The 16339-nt window shown below is 45.5% G+C and carries 17 protein-coding genes; all 17 read right to left on the minus strand.

The genetic code is table 11. The features are described from left to right. Positions 1-11: 11 nt before the first annotated feature. From KQI22_RS04475 to KQI22_RS04555, 17 genes are read right to left on the minus strand one after another with little or no spacing between them, the layout of a single operon-like run. A complete protein-coding gene (locus KQI22_RS04475) occupies positions 12-2102 on the minus strand; it encodes a chemotaxis protein CheA (RefSeq protein WP_216550885.1) in 2091 nt (696 codons plus the stop codon). 1 nt (position 2103) lies between these two features. Next, positions 2104-3162 (minus strand): chemotaxis-specific protein-glutamate methyltransferase CheB, encoded by a 1059-nt coding sequence (gene cheB / locus KQI22_RS04480; RefSeq protein ID WP_216550886.1) that lies wholly within the window; start codon positions 3160-3162, stop codon positions 2104-2106. After that, entirely contained in the window at positions 3155-3874 is a 720-nt protein-coding gene (locus KQI22_RS04485) for a flagellar brake protein (RefSeq protein ID WP_216550887.1), read from the minus strand. The genes cheB and KQI22_RS04485 overlap by 8 nt, the downstream gene beginning before the upstream one ends. Before the next feature lie 15 nt (positions 3875-3889). Further along, a complete protein-coding gene (locus KQI22_RS04490; protein WP_216550888.1) occupies positions 3890-4774 on the minus strand; it encodes a P-loop NTPase in 885 nt (294 codons plus the stop codon). A gap of 14 nt (positions 4775-4788) precedes the next feature. Next, positions 4789-6066 (minus strand): flagellar biosynthesis protein FlhF, encoded by a 1278-nt coding sequence (flhF, locus tag KQI22_RS04495; RefSeq protein ID WP_216550889.1) that lies wholly within the window; start codon positions 6064-6066, stop codon positions 4789-4791. Next, on the minus strand, positions 6067-8100 hold the full coding sequence (gene flhA / locus KQI22_RS04500) for a flagellar biosynthesis protein FlhA (RefSeq protein ID WP_216550890.1): 2034 nt from the start codon (positions 8098-8100) through the stop codon (positions 6067-6069). A 57-nt stretch (positions 8101-8157) separates the two neighbouring features. Next, entirely contained in the window at positions 8158-9267 is a 1110-nt protein-coding gene (flhB, locus tag KQI22_RS04505) for a flagellar biosynthesis protein FlhB (RefSeq protein WP_216550891.1), read from the minus strand. Further along, positions 9264-10049 (minus strand): flagellar biosynthetic protein FliR, encoded by a 786-nt coding sequence (locus tag KQI22_RS04510; RefSeq protein WP_216550892.1) that lies wholly within the window; start codon positions 10047-10049, stop codon positions 9264-9266. The genes flhB and KQI22_RS04510 overlap by 4 nt, the downstream gene beginning before the upstream one ends. A 6-nt stretch (positions 10050-10055) precedes the next feature. Then, positions 10056-10325, minus strand: a complete 270-nt coding sequence (fliQ, locus tag KQI22_RS04515) for a flagellar biosynthesis protein FliQ (RefSeq protein ID WP_216550893.1) — start codon at positions 10323-10325, stop codon at positions 10056-10058. A gap of 11 nt (positions 10326-10336) precedes the next feature. Then, positions 10337-11188 (minus strand): flagellar type III secretion system pore protein FliP, encoded by an 852-nt coding sequence (fliP, locus tag KQI22_RS04520; RefSeq protein WP_305854758.1) that lies wholly within the window; start codon positions 11186-11188, stop codon positions 10337-10339. Continuing rightward, positions 11181-11549, minus strand: coding sequence for a flagellar biosynthetic protein FliO (locus KQI22_RS04525; protein ID WP_253293506.1), 369 nt, complete (start codon positions 11547-11549; stop codon positions 11181-11183). The genes fliP and KQI22_RS04525 overlap by 8 nt, the downstream gene beginning before the upstream one ends. A 19-nt stretch (positions 11550-11568) precedes the next feature. Next, entirely contained in the window at positions 11569-11931 is a 363-nt protein-coding gene (locus KQI22_RS04530) for a response regulator (protein ID WP_216550895.1), read from the minus strand. A 22-nt stretch (positions 11932-11953) separates the two neighbouring features. Next, complete coding sequence (gene fliY / locus KQI22_RS04535) at positions 11954-13144, minus strand: flagellar motor switch phosphatase FliY (RefSeq protein ID WP_216550896.1); 1191 nt, start codon at positions 13142-13144, stop codon at positions 11954-11956. Between the two features lie 4 nt (positions 13145-13148). Next, a complete protein-coding gene (gene fliM, locus KQI22_RS04540) occupies positions 13149-14129 on the minus strand; it encodes a flagellar motor switch protein FliM (protein ID WP_216550897.1) in 981 nt (326 codons plus the stop codon). Between the two features lie 44 nt (positions 14130-14173). Beyond that, complete coding sequence (locus KQI22_RS04545) at positions 14174-14689, minus strand: flagellar basal body-associated FliL family protein (protein WP_216550898.1); 516 nt, start codon at positions 14687-14689, stop codon at positions 14174-14176. A gap of 13 nt (positions 14690-14702) precedes the next feature. Then, complete coding sequence (locus KQI22_RS04550; RefSeq protein ID WP_216550899.1) at positions 14703-15506, minus strand: OmpA/MotB family protein; 804 nt, start codon at positions 15504-15506, stop codon at positions 14703-14705. Further along, complete coding sequence (locus KQI22_RS04555) at positions 15499-16296, minus strand: motility protein A (protein WP_216550920.1); 798 nt, start codon at positions 16294-16296, stop codon at positions 15499-15501. The genes KQI22_RS04550 and KQI22_RS04555 overlap by 8 nt, the downstream gene beginning before the upstream one ends. Between the last annotated feature and the right edge of the window lie 43 nt (positions 16297-16339).

Below are 16339 nucleotides of genomic sequence, written 5' to 3' on the forward strand. Positions count from 1 at the left end.
ACTGCCCCTCCTTATAATAATGCATTCGTATCAAGGATCAGAGCGATCTCGCCGTCACCTAAGATTGTTGCACCGCTGATGATCTTATTCTTATTGATATAATTACCGAGTGACTTGATAACGATCTCCTGCTGTCCCATCAGTTCGTCTACCACAAGACCTGCCAGCTTGTCACCCTTCTTGACAATGATCACAAGCAGATTTTCATCCGGTTTCTTTGTGGATTCGTTATCCAGCACTTCGTTTAACCGGATCAGCGGAATGACCGTACCACGCAGGTTGATCACTTCTTTTGCCTGTACATATTTGATCTCTTCCGGTTCCACATCTTCGATCGTCTGGATGGAGCCAAGCGGGATTGCATATTTCTCACCGCCTACTTCTACCATCAGTGCCTGTATGATCGCCAGTGTCAGAGGAAGTCTGATAATAAAGGTACTTCCTTCTCCCAGCTTTGTTTTGACTTCAACTTCACCGCTCAGGGATTCGATCTTTGATTTTACAACATCAAGACCGACGCCTCGACCTGATACATCGGATACTTTCTTTGCTGTAGAGAAGCTTGGTAAGAACAGAAGGCCGATGACATCTTTATCTGCCATATTCTCCGCCTGTTCCGGTGTGATCGTACCACGTTCGATTGCTTTCTGTTTCACTGCTTCCACATCGATTCCGTTACCGTCATCTCTTACCTCAATAATAACATTATTACCATCCTGATAAGCATCCAGGAAAATAGAACCGATTTCCGGCTTTCCTCTCTCCTTACGGACTTCAGCGGATTCCAGACCATGGTCTGCGGAGTTACGCAGCAGATGCATCAGCGGATCACCGATCTCATCTACCACCGTTCTGTCAAGCTCTGTCTCTTCACCGGACATGATGAGCTGCATCTTCTTATCCAGCTTCTTGGACAGATCACGGATCATCTTCGGGAATTTCTGTACAACAGTCTCAATCGGAACCATTCGTACCTTCATAACAGATTCATGCAGGTTTGTTGTCACACTTTCCAGATATTCGATCTGCTCGTTAAATGTATTGTTTGTCAGGATACCTTCCTGTGAAGAAGTCGATACCAGAGAGTTTTTCGCAATGATCAGCTCGCTGACCAGGTTCATCAGGACATCCAGTTTTTCAATATCAACACGTACCGTTCTGTTGACGATCGGTTTGGAAATCGGCTTTTTATCTGCTGCTTTTGCCGGTGCTGCAGGTACTGTCTGCTTCGGCTGTTCCTCTGCCTTTGGCTGTGCTTCCGCAGCTTTTGCAGGCTGCGTAGCTTCTTCCGGCTGTGCAAGCTCTACCTCTCCCACATATGCAGCTTCAATCTCAGATACATTGAGAACCGCCTTTTTTACAGCCTCTGCATCCGCATCTGTCAGGATGATCACACTAAAATCGAAATCAAAACGTTCATCCTCGATATCCTGTGCACTTGGAACAGAAACGATCATATCACCCAGTTCCTCCAGTGCTTTATATACAAGAAATGCTCTGGCTGCTTTTAAAATGCAGGATTCCTGCACATAAACCGTTACACCAAGACATTTCTTTCCTTGTTTTTTTGCTTCTGTCATGACGCTGATCTCTGTATCTCCCAGCTTGATCTCTCGCCATTTTTCCTTGCCGGCGTCTGCCCCTGCTTCCTGCTTTGGTTCTTCCCTGGCAGGCTCCTTCTTTTCTTCTTTTGCAGGCTGCGGTGCGCCGTCTCCGCTGTTTTTAGCCAGATAATCATTCAGTGCCTTGATCAGGTGCTCATTGTCATTGGTGCCTTCATCACCTGTGTTCTGGATATTCTCCGTATACTCTTCGAGTGCATCCAGACACTGGAATAAAAGATCTACCATGGCACTGTCAACCTTGATCGTATTGTTGCGGACTTCCGAAAACACATTTTCCATGTCATGTGTCAGCGTCTGCATCCGCTTATATCCCATTGTACCTGCCATACCTTTCAGGGTATGCGCGGAACGGAATATTTCATTGATGGTATCCATGTTGTCCGGTTCCTGCTCAAGGATCATAAACTGATCACTCAGGCTCTGTAAGTGTTCTTTTGTTTCGTCAAGAAAGATCTCCAGATATTGCGTTACATCCATATCACTTTACCCCCACGCTTTTTATAATGGCATCTGCCACATTTTCTACTGGTTCAATTTGATCGGTTAAGCCGGACGCCACAATGCTGCGTGGCATTCCGTATACTGCACAGCTTTCCTTCTGCTGCGCAATCACATAAATCGGTTTCTTCTGATGCAGATTTCGTATGCCTGCGGTTCCATCCTGTCCCATACCGGTCAGTACCACGCAGACGACCCTCGAATACCCTGACTCTGCAAGGGATTCATACATAAAATTAGCACATGGCCGGACACCTTCCCGCGCCGGGCCGTCCTTCAGGATCAGGTAATGCTTTCCATCCCGCTGCCCGATCTCCATATGCTTGCCACCTCTTGCAATATAGGCGCAGCCCTTCCGGATCTCCATATTGTTTTCCGCTTCCATGACATGCAGCGGACTGCGTTCATCCAGACGCTGTGCAAGAGACTTTGTAAAGCCCTCAGGCATATGCTGTACGATCAGAACCGGTGCATCCAGATTTTCCGGTAACTTCGGTATGACCTCTGCGAGTGCTTTCGGTCCACCCGTGGAACAGGCTATCGCTACAACCGTCTTTCCATCCGGTGTAACCGTTTGTTTCTTTATCTGTTTACCACTATTTTCCCTGACCACAGGCTTTTTCGGCTGTGGTCTGCTCTGCACGGCAGAAGATAAAATTGCCAGGAATCGTCTGACAAAGGTATCCTTTTTTGCCTCCAGAATGGAATCCGGCTTATGGATAAAATCCACTGCACCAAGCTCCAGTGCCTGTAAGGTGACCTCTGCATCCTTTCTTGTTTCGGAGCTGAATATCACCACATGCTCCTGCAGCCCCAGACGGTTGATCTCTTTTAATACGCCGATCCCGTCCAGCTTTGGCATAATGATGTCAAGAATGACTGCATCATATGCATTTTTCTGCATCAGAAGGATAGCCTCCTGTCCGTTTGCCGCCAGATCCTGCACACAAAACTGCTCATCCAAACTGATTATATCACACACTATTCTTCTCATGAGTGCAGAGTCATCTACAACCAGTATTTTTTTCTTTTTATCCATTTTTTCTCTGCCTGTTCTTTCGCTCTTCCTCAAAAATATAGCGAATGATCTCTTCCCGCTGCTGGTTATCAATATTGACATACTGTACTCTGTGTTCATATGTCCCTCTTCTGTTTTCCAGTTCTTTCACAGAAAGGATCTTTCCCACGAGGTTATAGGTTTTCTTGATCTTTTCGCTGCTCAAATTATATGTCAGGTAGATCAATGTTCCGTTTTCATATTTATAATCGGATACAAAACGGATTCCTCCGCCGCTGATATCCACCACCACGCTTTGTCTGAGCGGAAGTCCCGCCTGAATATACTGCTGGTTCTGTTCTATCGCAGAAAGCTCTTCCTCCACAAGCTCCCTGCTACTCATATTCAGGATACAGGAGAAACGATAAAACTCTCTTCTCTGGTGTTTACGCAGATTAGAGATTGTCTCACATAGTAAAATGTAAGTATTGTCCTTTTTATAGCGGTCTGCAATTCTGACATAGCATTGATACAGTCCCTGTTTTGTATAAAAACAGACATCATACTCCCCATCTACAGGAAGCAGAATCAGCTTTGTCTGCTCCATTGGCATCAAAACCTCAAACTGATCGTCTGATAACACATCATAGATTCTGGATACATAACTTTTCTTATCTGAAGAGTTTCCCAATATACTCTTCTCCATCGACTGTAATTCGATTTTTTCTCCCGGTAAAATCAATTTTGTCAGCATATTATTCTCCTGTTTTTATTGCTGTGTAGTTCCGATAAAATGTGCAAAAAATGCAGCCATACCGCGTTTTTTTATCGCCGGCGTATCTTCTCCGGGATGCATCAGTTTTGTTGCGATCCGCTCATATGCTTTGGCAGATTTTGCATTTTCGTTCTGTAAAGAGACAGGCATCTGCTGCATCACTGCCTTTTCAAGCTGTACATCCTGTGGAACCGTACCCAGATAGGAAATCTCCATCTTCAGATATCTTGTCACAACCGTATTCAGCTTCTGATAAAGGATCTGCCCTTCCTCTATCTTTTCCATTTTATTAGCGATCATCATGACTTTTGTCATTTCATTGGAAAAACGTGGGTGACGGCTAAGTGCTTTTAACAGGGAATAAGAATCTGTGATGGAAGTCGGCTCCGGTGTTGTCACCAGAAGTACCTCACTGCTTGCCACCAGAAATTCCAGTACCGCATCCGAAATGCCTGCTCCAGTATCCACGATGATCACATCCGCTATGGAATCCAGCTTTGCCAGATTCTGAATGATATAGGTCAGGTATTCTCTGTTCAGATTGGAAAGTCCCGCAATACCGGAACCGCCTGAAATAAAACCGATCCCGCCCGGTCCCCAGGTAATGATCTCCGTGATATCCTTTCCCTTATAGATCAGATCACTCAGATTAAACTGTGGCACTGCACCAAACATGATCTCGATATTTGCCAGTCCGAAATCCGCATCCAGAATTACGACCCTTTGTCCCAGCTTTTTCAGTTGGAGTGCAAGATTAATGCTCGTATTCGATTTTCCTACGCCGCCTTTCCCACTTGTAACCGTAATGACACGTGCAAGCGGACGGGGGCGTTCCTGATTCATTTTTATGATATTTCTAAGCTGTGATGCCTGATCCAAACGATCGCCCTCCTTTACTCGAACTGATTGCCGCCTAATAACAGCTTCACGGTTTTCTGTGCGTCAAATTCACCGATATCATCCGGGACATTTTGCCCACATGTCACATAAGACATCGGTGCATCCGTATGTAATCGCAGGTTAAATAAATTCCCCTGACACTGTGTCTCGTCAAGCTTTGTAAATACCAGTCTGAAATCTGTCAATTTCTGATACGTATCTGCTATATTCAGCAGATCTCTGTATTTGGTTGTGGCACTGACAACCAGATAAACTTCCTTTTCAGCCTGTCCGTCTGCTGCACGCAGGAGCGCCAGTGTATCGTCCCGCTGATCCGTATTTTTCTGGGAATGACCGGAAGTATCTACAAAAATATAATCATATGCCGCATAGTCCTCTATTGCATTTCTGATCTCCTGCGGCGTATAAATGATCCGGAACGGCACATCCAGAATATTGGCATACGTACGAAGCTGCTCTGCTGCCGCAATCCGGTAGGTATCTGCTGTCAGAAGTACGATCTTTTTCTTTTCCACAACACTGAAGCGGGATGCGATTTTTGCAATTGTCGTCGTTTTTCCCACACCCGTAGGGCCGATAAAATAAATCAGTTTCGGACCTTTTTCCGCCGGCTGTATTGTTTTGATCTGTCCGAATTTCAGCACCATCTTCTGATACACAACGGAAAGCAGGTAGTCGATCGGCATATCCGGTTTCACGCTGCCGTCCAGTTCATCCACAAGCTGATTGGCATAGGCTTCCTCGATTTCATTATCCAGCAGCATTTTGTACAGAAGCTGGAAGAATGCAACATTGCTGTCTTCCTTCTTTTCTTCTTCCGTGCTGTCCTTTTCTTTCTCCTGTACATCACCGATCTGCTTTTCCAGCAGGTTTTGTAAAGTGCTCAGCTTTTCCTCGATCACACTCTCCTGTCTGCTGTCAATTATCTGCGCTTTCTTCTCAGGCTGCTTCGGTTTCTCCGGTTGTTTTTCCGGCTCCGTCTTTGTCTGCTTTATTGCCTGCACCGGTTCCGGTTTCACATTCTGGCTGTTTCCCGCCGCTTCGCTCTGTCTGGCAATCTCACTGACTTTCGCAACCGCTTCCCTGAAATTCTGCTTCTCCTCCTCTTCCAGTGCCACAGTTACTTCCACCTGCTGTGGTTTAAATATACTGAAAAGCCCCTTCTTTTTTATTTTTTTCACATTCATGACAACAACACCGCTGCCAAGTTCTTTTTTTGCCAGTTCCAGTGCTGCCTCTTCTGTTTTTGCCTGAAATTTTTTTATGATCATTTATGCGGTCACCATCCCAACTGATTGTAATTCAACATTTGTCTCCACTTCATTATAGGAAACAACGATCAAATCTTTAAAATAATCCTCTGTCAACCGTTTAAAATACATACGAACGATCGGTGAAGTAATAATGATCGGATTTTTGCCAAGACTTTCCAGCTTGTCGATCTCCGTCTGGACACTTGCCATGATTGCTTTTGTCCGCTCCGGCGCCAGTGTCAGATATGCTCCCTGTTCCGTCTGTTTCACGCTGCTCATGATCTCCTGCTCGACCTTCGGATCAAGCGTTACCACGCTTGTTGTCTCATTTGCAGGGAAATATTTTGCAGAGATCGCACGTTTCAGGCTCTGTCTGACATATTCTGTCAGCACATCCGTATCTCTCGTTGTCTGGGCGTAATCTGCCAGTGTTTCAAAAATAGTCAGCAGATCACGGATAGAAATACCTTCACGCAGCAGATTCTGCAATACTTTCTGTACCTCGCCCAGACCCAGCATCTTTGGCACCAGTTCCTCGACAATCGAAGGATTGCTCTCTTTTAAGTTGTCCACCAGATTCTGTACATCCTGACGGGACAGAAGCTCCGCAATATGCTGGCGGATTACTTCCGTCAGATGGGTCGCGATGATAGATGGAGGATCGACTACGGTATAACCAAGACTTTCCGCGCGTTCCCGCTGTCCTTCCGTAATCCAGACAGCAGGCAGATGGAAGGAAGGCTCAAATGTCTTGATCCCTGTGATTTCTTCCTCTACATAGCCCGGATTCATTGCCATATAATGGTCAAACAGAATTTCACCTTCACTGACCTGAATTCCTTTGATCTTGATGATATATTGATTCGGATTCAGCTGAATATTGTCACGCAGTCTGATGATTGGAACGATCGTACCGAGTTCCAAGGCAATCTGCCGCCTGATCATAACAACACGGTCTAAAAGATCCCCGCCCTGATTGACATCAGCCAGCGGAATAATACCATAACCAAATTCCAGTTCGATCGGATCGACCTGCAGAAGCGAAGTAACATTTTCGGGCTGTCTGATTTCCTCTGCCGCCATCTCCTCCTGATTTGCTTCATTTTCAATCTGCGCCGTTTCGATCGTACCTGCCATCATACGTCCTGTTACCACAAAGGCAGCACCGATTCCAACAAAGATGATCGTATTCAGCGGGGTCACGATACCAAGTCCGATCAGTACCGCACCTACCAGATACATCGTACGCGGAACACCGAAAAGCTGGCTGATCAGTGCAGAACCGAAATCCGCATCCTTGCTGCCCTTAGTCACCAGAATACCGGTTGATAAAGAGATCAGAAGAGACGGAATCTGACTGACAAGTCCGTCACCGATCGTCAGAACCGCATATGTATTCAGTGCTGTATTAAAATCAAGTCCCTGACGGAACATTCCCATCAGAATACCACCGACAATATTAACAGCAGTGATAATCAGACCGGCGGTCGCATCTCCCTTTACATACTTCACCGCACCATCCATAGAGCCGAAAAAGCCGGCTTCCTGCTGGATTTTATCACGACGTTCCTTTGCCTGTTTATCTGTGATCGCGCCTGTATTCAAATCCGCATCGATCGCCATCTGTTTACCGGGCATGGCATCCAGTGTGAAACGCGCCGTTACTTCTGCCACACGTTCGGAACCTTTGTTGATGACCATGAACTGGATGATAATCAGAATGATAAAGACAATCGCGCCCATGATCAGATCATTACCACCTACGAACTGACCGAATGTCCGGACAACATTACCCGGATCACCGCTTGTCAGGATCAGACGGGTAGAAGAAACATTCAGAGAAATCCTGAAAATAGTCGTGAATAACAGGATCGTCGGGAAATACGACATGTCCAGTGCTTCCTTGGCAAACATACTGCCGAACATGATCGTAAAAGCGACTCCCATATTGATACACAGCAAAACATCGAGAAGTCCCGATGGAATTGGCACGATCAACATAATAAACGCTGCCAGGACATAGCCTGCCACTGCCAGATCTGCTTTTTTCATTCCATCACCTTCCCTTCCTGATCATTGTTTTGTTCTTATCTTAAGAAATGTTTTTTACTATATCTTTCCCTGCATATGATAAACCATTGCCAGTACCTCTGCAACTGCCTGATACAGCTCCGGCGGTACCTGCTGCCCGATATCCACATTATAATACAGCATTCGGGCAAGCGGTTTATTTTCTACAATTTCTACCTTGTTCTCTCTGGCAACCTCTTTGATCTTCGCAGCCAGATGATCCTCTCCCTTTGCCAGCACAACGGGCGCTGCCGCTACCTTTGTGTCATACTGGATCGCAACCGCAAAATGAGTTGGGTTTGTAATGACCACATCCGCTTTCGGGATATCCTGCATCATACGTCTGCGGGAAGCCTCCTGCATTCTCTGCCGCTGCTTTCCCTTTACTGCCGGATCTCCTTCTGCATTTTTATATTCATCTTTGATCTCCTGTTTTGTCATCATCTGATCTGTATTAAATTTATGCTTCTGATAGGCAAAATCCAGCACTGCAATGATCACATAAACAATCGATACCTTCAGTCCGATCGAGATCGCAATATCTGCTGCTGTTGCAATCCCCTGCCATAGTGTCATGTGAAACAGCAGATAAATCACCTGCAGTTTGTCCTTGATCGTTGTATAGACCACGTAGCTGATCAGCCCGATTTTTAAAACAGATTTCAAAAGTTCCATCAGAGAATTGACAGAAAAAATACGTTTGAATCCATTGACAGGATTCAGTTTGCTGAATTTGGGCTGCAGCGGCTTTGTCGTCACCTTCCATTTTACCTGTAAAAAATCAGCCAGAAATGCCAGCACAAATCCAACTGCCAGAAAAGGAGCCATTCCAAGAAGCATCCGAAAAAGCATATGCAGCAGCAGCACGGAAAAATCCCCACTCCGTATCTTGCCGTCTGTCAGCTTAATCAGTTCCGGAATATGATTGTAGGAATCTTCAAAACTGCCCAAAAACTGGTTCCCCAAGAAGGAAAGAGACACTTTCAGCAGGATAAAAAGCCCGATCATCGTAAGTGCATTGGAAATTTCACGGCTCTTTGCAACCTGTCCTTCTTTTCTGGCATCTTCCAGCTTTTTGGCTGTTGGTTTTTCTGTTTTTTCTCCGCCCGGTCCTTCTTTGGCGAAGAACTGAAGTCTTAATTCTGTCATGGCATGATTGCCTCCACAAATGAGACGATCATGATCTTCATCTCTTTATACACATAATCGCTGACATAAGGCAGCATTCCCGCTGTCAGGAACATAACACCCAAACCGATCAGTATCTTGATCTGCATACCAACAGCAAACATGTTCATCTGCGGTGCCACCTTTGCCAAAATACCAAGCACCACATTGACGATCAGTGTCACACAAAAGACCGGCAGGCAGATCTGAAAGCCGATATTGATATACTGGCTCATAAAACCGATCACGGCTTTCATCATCGGTTCCGAGCGGAATACCGCCCCATTGATCGGGATCAGCTCATACGTCTGTGCCAGTGCCTGCAGAACATAGCGGTGCATCCCCGATACGATGAGTAAAAGCATTACGGTATACTGATAATAGAAACCTGAGATCGTGGCATTTTCCCTTGTCGTCGGATCGATCGCATTGGCCATGGCAAATCCGATCTCCATATCAACAAGACGTCCCGCAAATAAAACAATGGAGCTGCAGATATTTGCGCCCCATCCGATGATCAGACCAACAAGTGCTTCCCGCATCACAATGACCGCATATTCCAGTACAGTCCCATAAACCAGTTCCTGATGCGGCATAGAAACTGCATAAAGCAGATAAGACACAAACAGTCCCAGACCGATCTTAAACTGATTCGGTGTATTATTCATACTGTAAAACGGTGCTGCATAAATAAAACATGTCACTCTGACAAAATATAATAATAATATTTCAAGTTCCTGGATTGAAAAACTATACTCTATCATGATCCATTACCTGATATAAACAGAAAAATCCGACCACATATCCACCATGAGATTCGTCATCTGGTTCAGCATCCAGTGTCCTAAGAGCATCAATGTTACAAAAACCGCTACGATCTTCGGTACAAAAGTAAGCGTCTGCTCCTGGATCGATGTAACCGTCTGAAAAATACTGACGATCAGACCTATGACAAGTGAAACCAAAAGAACCGGGGCTGCTGTTAATATGACGGTATATAATGCTTTATTTGCAAGTTCTACAACAAGATCAACTGTCATACCTCATCCTCCTAGTAAAATGTTTTCACAAGATTTACAATGACCAGATTCCAACCATCCGCCAGTACAAACAATAAAATCTTAAACGGCATGGAGATTGTTGTCGGCGGAAGCATCATCATACCCATACTCATCAACGCCGATGCCACAACCATATCGATCACAAGGAACGGAATATAGATGACAAAACCGATAATGAATGCTGTCCGCAGCTCGCTTACCATAAACGCCGGGATCAGAGCACTCGTCGGGATGTCGGAAAGCTCTCCCGTCCATTCGATATTACCGATCTCACAGAACATCTGCGCGTCCTTGATCTGTGTCTGTTTATACATAAATTCACGCAGTGGCTTCACTCCAATCTCCAGAGCCTCCTCCTGCGTGATCTCACCGGCCTCAAACGGTTTGATCGCATCCTCATTGATCGTATTGATCGTCGGGCTCATAATGAAAAAGGTCAGAAAAAGCGCCAGACCAATCAGCACCTGATTAGGTGGTGCTGACTGTGTATTCAATGCCATTCTGGTAAAATGAAGCACGATCAGGATACGTGTGAAACTTGTCAGACAGATCAGAAGGGTCGGTGCGATTGCAATAGCCGTCAGGATCAGCAGTATTCTGAGAGATCCTGCCAGTGTACCGTTTCCATCACTGTATGTAACCGTCATTGTATTTGCTATATTCAGATTTTTCAGATCCTCTGCGGAATCCGATGCGCCCGGCTCTGTGATATTTGTTCTTGTTTCGGTATCTCCCGCCAGATGTCTGTTCATGGTAGAAGCTTCCGTCCTGATGCTTCCCGCAGAAAGCAACAGAACCACCGCACAAAAAGCCGTTACAAGCCGTATGTACCATTTATTCATTCTTATCCGCCCGTTCCTTATCGTTTTTGCTGCCTGCCACATACTTCCTTGCTTTCTCCAGAATCTGTTTAAAATCCACCTGCTCTGTCTCCTGCTTCGGCTTCAACGTCGCCGGATCCAGCTCTGAAAGCATCGTCACCGTATCCTTACAGACTGCGAGAAGAATGTATTTTTCTCCTGCCCGTATGATCTGCAGATACTTATTAGGCGCAATTCTGGAAGTCTCCACAATTTCTATATTGGTCGTATCGATCTGCTGCTTTTGAAAGCGGGCAATATAGCGTGTTGTTCCGTAGGTCAGTAGCAGAACAAACAGAAAGATCAGAACTACCGTAACCAGACGGGCTGCTGATTCTAACATACCTGCTGCAAGGACCATATCAGCCTACTACCTTTTTCACAGCTTCAATAACTCGATCTGCCTGGAAAGGCTTTACAATAAAGTCCTTGGCACCTGCCTGGATAGATTCGATAACCATTGCCTGCTGTCCCATTGCGGAACACATAATAACCATTGCGCTCGGATCCAGTTCTTTGATCTTCTTCAGTGCCTGAATACCATCCATCTCAGGCATTGTGATATCCATCAGTACAAGATCCGGTTTTGTCTCTGTGTACTTTTCAACAGCCTTTAAACCATTCTCAGCTTCTCCGACCACATTATAACCATTTTTGGTTAAGATATCCTTGATCATCATTCTCATAAATGCTGCGTCATCACAAATCAAAATATTCTTTGCCATAATTTTCTCTCCTAAATGAATTTTATTTTATAATCTCTGTCACTCTGATACCAAAGCTTTCTTCAATTACAACTACCTCACCTTTGGCGACAAACTTTCCATTTACCAGTACATCAATCGGTTCTCCCGCAATCTTGTCCAGTTCGATGATCGTACCGGGCGTAAAATCCAAAATCTCCGCAATGGACTTTTTCGTTCTGCCCAGCTCTACGGTAACTTCCAGCGGTACATCCATGATCAGGCCAATGTTTTCCTGACTTGTCATCTGCTGTGGCACCTGCGTATTGAATGCCTGGAACTGTGCAGGCTGTATATTGGCCTGCTGCATCTGTGGCATTTGCATCTGCGGCATTTGCTGCATCTGTGGCATTTGCTGCATCTGCGGCATTTCCACCTGTGGCGGAACATAAGGCTGCGGCTGTGGTGTCGGAGCCGGTTGTGGCTGCTGCACCGGAGCAGGAGCTGGCTGCGGCTGCGATACCGGAGCCGGCTGCGGCGCCGCTGCGGTATTTGTACCCATCTGCTGTCCCATAAAGATTTCATAGAGAGATTTTGCAAAATCGATCGGATACAGCTGCATGATCGTACTGTCTACCAGATCCTCAATCTGCATTCTGAATTCAATTTTTACAAAATCGCCACCCAAAAACGGTGCAATATCTGCTCCGTTTTTATTTTCAAGTACATTTACAAGGCTTGCCTCCGGCGGGCTGATATCAATCATCCTGCCAAGCATGGAAGAAAGGGATGTCGCAGAAGATCCCATCATCTGGTTCATCGCCTCGGAAATGGCACTCAGATGAAGTTCACCAAGCTCTCCGTCTGTATTACTGCCATCCCCACCCATCATCAGATCGGTAATGACCTTGACATCTCTCTCCCGCAGGATCAGGATATTGGCGCCATCCAGACCCTCCGTATATTTAATTTGAATAAAAACGCACGGTTTTTCCTGTTCATCTATAAAATTTTTCCAATTTGCAATGGATACCGTCGGTGTTGTGATATTGACCTTACGGTTTACCAGGGAATAAAGCGTGGTAGCGGATGTACCCATGCTGATGTTCGCGATCTCACCAATGGCATCCTTTTCGATATCCGTAAGGACTTCTTCCGCCGCTGCCGGCTGTGGATCCGGCTGGGGATCTGAACCGCCTGCATTCATGCCTGATAACAGTGCATTTATTTCGTCCTGTGACAGCATACCGTCCATTTATTTATTCCTCCTCTCTGACAACTGACGTAATCCGGACAGCATAATTATCTTTACTTGTACCGGGTAACGCAGTAAATTTTTTAATATTACCAACGTAAACTTCCATTTCATCGTCTACTCTGGAATCCAGTCTAATGACATCTCCAACCTGCAGTCCGGCAAAATCCATAACGGAAACAACGCTCTTTCCAAGCACTGCCTTAACCGGAATCTCGGTTCTCTTAATCATCGAACTGATATATTCTGCATAATTCTCTCCGCTTGCATTCTGCATCGTAGAGAACCAGAACTTCGTATTCAATTTATCCATGATATCTTCCAGTGTGATATAAGGAAGACATGCATTCATGTACCCTTCTACATCGCCGATCTTGATATTCAGTGTCACGATCGCGATCATTTCATTCGGTGCTATGATCTGTGCAAACTGTGCATTTGTCTCAATCCGCTCCATAAACGGATCCAGATCCACAACATTTTTCCACGGTTCCCGTAAAAGCTGCATACAGGTGACCATGATCTTATCAAGAATTGACAGCTCAATCTCTGAGAACTCCCTGTTCTTCTCCAGTGGTTTTCCGGCGCCTCCCAGCATACGATCCAGAATCGCAAAACCGATATTCGTGGAAAGCTCCAAAATGATGTCTCCTGCCATTGGCGCAAAATTGATAATGCCCAGTACAACCGGATTACTCAGCGCATTGGTAAACTCTGAAAAAGTAACCGTTTCCGAACTCGCCACACTGACCTGTACCGTCTTTCGCAGATAAACCGGAAGATTCGTGGAAAGAAGCCGTCCGTAATGTTCAAATATGATTTCCAGCGTACGAAGATGCTCTTTTGAAAACTTTGCCGGTCTCTTGAAGTCGTAATTCTTTACCGACTTCTCCGGTGCCGATTTCATTTCCTCTACATCCAGCTCGCCGGTGCTAAGTGCCTGCAGCAGACTGTCTATCTCATTTTGAGATAAAACCTCTCCCACCTGACTCACCTCCTGTCATGACATACGTCATTCATTTCACCAGACTACTGGATGATAATATCGCGGAATGTCACTTTATAAACAAACTTTGAATTGTAAAGTCCCTGGATTCTTGCCAGAATATCATTTCTGACAACATCGGAATCTGCCTGGATCTGTTCCATCGTATAGCTGCCAAACGCCTCTACGATCTCACCTTTGATCAGGCTTTCATTATCTGCAATCTTTGTCCCGTATGTCTCATAATCCTTATCCTTTGTATTCATGGCTAAAGATACAGAAACAAGCGCATAATGATCCTTGCCGTCCTCACCTTTACGAAGCGGGATCGTCATGGAATCTTCAATATTATAAACTGCGGTATCATCAATAGATACCTCTGTTGACGCTGCTTCATCTCCGCTTGTGTTCAGTTCCAGATTCAGAACCGTTGCAATACTGTTTACCACTGCTGCGGTCTTTTTGTTGGTCGATGTCACACTGACCATTGTGATTGCAGTCAGTATGATATTGACGATCAGAAGCGCCAGAATCAGAACTGACATTAAATTCTTTTTCATTTTATGACTCCTTTTATTCGTAATCCGATAATTCCGTATAGATTTTGATCTCTACGCGCCGGTTCTTCGCTCTTCCTTCCGGCGTTGCATTATCCGCAACCGGTACATATTCACCACGACCGGAATGCTTGATCTTTGCCGGATCCAGTGTTGTTGTAGACATGAAATAGTCAAATACCGAAAGCGCTCTGAAGCTTGACAGCTCATCATTATTGGCAAATCTTGCATTATGGATCGGTACATTATCCGTATGGCCTTCGATCTCAATTGTGCTGTCCGCGTAACGCTCCAGGATCTGTCCAACCTTATCCAGAAGCGGCTTCGCCTCTTCCCGGATCTGATCGCTGCCCGAATCAAACAAAAATGCGCCGTTCAGATTCAGTGAAACATACTGGGATGTAAAATCCACCGAAATGTCACTGTTATATTCTCCATGATCTTCCTGCAGGCTTTCCTCGATGTTCTCCGCCATCTGCTCTGCCTGCTCCATGGAAGCCGCCTGATATGCCTCAAGTGCATCCGACTTCGTATCGGTATCTGCTGATTTACCGGTACTGTTTATGTATTCATCCAGCTCATTGAGCTGACTGACGCCATTGCTGATCAGAATACCGTCCCCGATCGCAGTCGCCCCGGCATCAAAGATGCTGAACGTCTGTGAAAAAGAAGCTGCAACAGCCTCAAATTTCTGTGCATCTACAGTAGACATGGAAAACAAAAGGACGAAGAAGCACAGGAGCAGATTCATCAGATCACTGAATGTCGACATCCATGCAGGGGAACCCTTCGGCGGATCTTCCTGCCGTTTCTTAGCCATTTGCTTCCGCCTCCTCTTCTCCGATCGTTGTTCTGTCCTTCGGTGCAAGGAAGGATTTCAGCTTTTCTTCAATGACTCGTGGATTTTCTCCTGCCTGAATAGACAGCAGTCCTTCCACCATGATCTCTTTTGCTTCAATCTCCGCATCATTATCCGCCTTCAATTTTGATGAAACCGGTGTGCAGATCCAGTTGGCAAGCACAGAACCATAGAAAGTTGTAACAAGAGCAACCGACATATTCGGTCCGACTGAAGTTACATCCGACATATTCTTTAACATGTTGATCAGACCGATCAGCGTACCGATCATACCCCAGGCAGGGCCCATACCGCCAAGTGCTTCCCAGAAACCGATTCGTTTCTTATGCCTTGCATCAATACTGCCAAGCTCCGTATCCATAATACCACGGACAAGCTCCGGATCTGTTCCGTCAACGATCAACAGGATTCCTTTCTTCAAAAAGGCATCATCCAAATCCGCTGCTGCCTCTTCCAATGAAAGCAATCCTTCCTTTCTTGCTACATTCGATAGCTCTATTATTTTGGAAATGATCTGTGGTGTATCAAGCGAAGGCGTTTTAAAAATCAGGAGAAAGCTCTTTAACCCCGCAAGGAAATCCGACATGGAAAAACTTGCCAGTGTCGCACAGAACGCACCACCAAATGTGATCAATATGGACGAAAAATCATAAAAATTGCCAAGTGCCGCTGCCCCGTCATCACCGCTGCAAATACCGTATATAAGGAAAAAGCCACACATGACCATTCCGATAATGGATGCTATATCCAATTTTTTCACCTACCCACTTATTGCATATGTATCTCTATGTACA

It is taken from the genome of Kineothrix sp. MSJ-39 (assembly GCF_018917935.1).
In the GTDB taxonomy this organism is placed as follows: domain Bacteria; phylum Bacillota; class Clostridia; order Lachnospirales; family Lachnospiraceae; genus CAG-194.

What these genes read in the sequence shown, in the direction of transcription:
- KQI22_RS04550 (WP_216550899.1), bottom strand. Translation starts at nt 15,506, where the DNA reads ATGGCTAAGAAACGGCAGGAAGATCCGCCGAAGGGTTCCCCTGCATGG.
- KQI22_RS04510 (WP_216550892.1), bottom strand. Translation starts at nt 10,049, where the DNA reads ATGATAGAGTATAGTTTTTCAATCCAGGAACTTGAAATATTATTATTA.
- KQI22_RS04475 (WP_216550885.1), bottom strand. Translation starts at nt 2,102, where the DNA reads ATGGATGTAACGCAATATCTGGAGATCTTTCTTGACGAAACAAAAGAA.
- KQI22_RS04530 (WP_216550895.1), bottom strand. Translation starts at nt 11,931, where the DNA reads ATGGCAAAGAATATTTTGATTTGTGATGACGCAGCATTTATGAGAATG.
- KQI22_RS04525 (WP_253293506.1), bottom strand. Translation starts at nt 11,549, where the DNA reads ATGTTAGAATCAGCAGCCCGTCTGGTTACGGTAGTTCTGATCTTTCTG.
- flhA (WP_216550890.1), bottom strand. Translation starts at nt 8,100, where the DNA reads ATGAAAAAAGCAGATCTGGCAGTGGCAGGCTATGTCCTGGCAGCGTTT.
- fliY (WP_216550896.1), bottom strand. Translation starts at nt 13,144, where the DNA reads ATGGACGGTATGCTGTCACAGGACGAAATAAATGCACTGTTATCAGGC.
- cheB (WP_216550886.1), bottom strand. Translation starts at nt 3,162, where the DNA reads ATGGATAAAAAGAAAAAAATACTGGTTGTAGATGACTCTGCACTCATG.
- fliP (WP_305854758.1), bottom strand. Translation starts at nt 11,188, where the DNA reads ATGAATAAATGGTACATACGGCTTGTAACGGCTTTTTGTGCGGTGGTT.
- KQI22_RS04485 (WP_216550887.1), bottom strand. Translation starts at nt 3,874, where the DNA reads ATGCTGACAAAATTGATTTTACCGGGAGAAAAAATCGAATTACAGTCG.
- flhB (WP_216550891.1), bottom strand. Translation starts at nt 9,267, where the DNA reads ATGACAGAATTAAGACTTCAGTTCTTCGCCAAAGAAGGACCGGGCGGA.
- flhF (WP_216550889.1), bottom strand. Translation starts at nt 6,066, where the DNA reads ATGATCATAAAAAAATTTCAGGCAAAAACAGAAGAGGCAGCACTGGAA.
- KQI22_RS04545 (WP_216550898.1), bottom strand. Translation starts at nt 14,689, where the DNA reads ATGAAAAAGAATTTAATGTCAGTTCTGATTCTGGCGCTTCTGATCGTC.
- fliQ (WP_216550893.1), bottom strand. Translation starts at nt 10,325, where the DNA reads ATGACAGTTGATCTTGTTGTAGAACTTGCAAATAAAGCATTATATACC.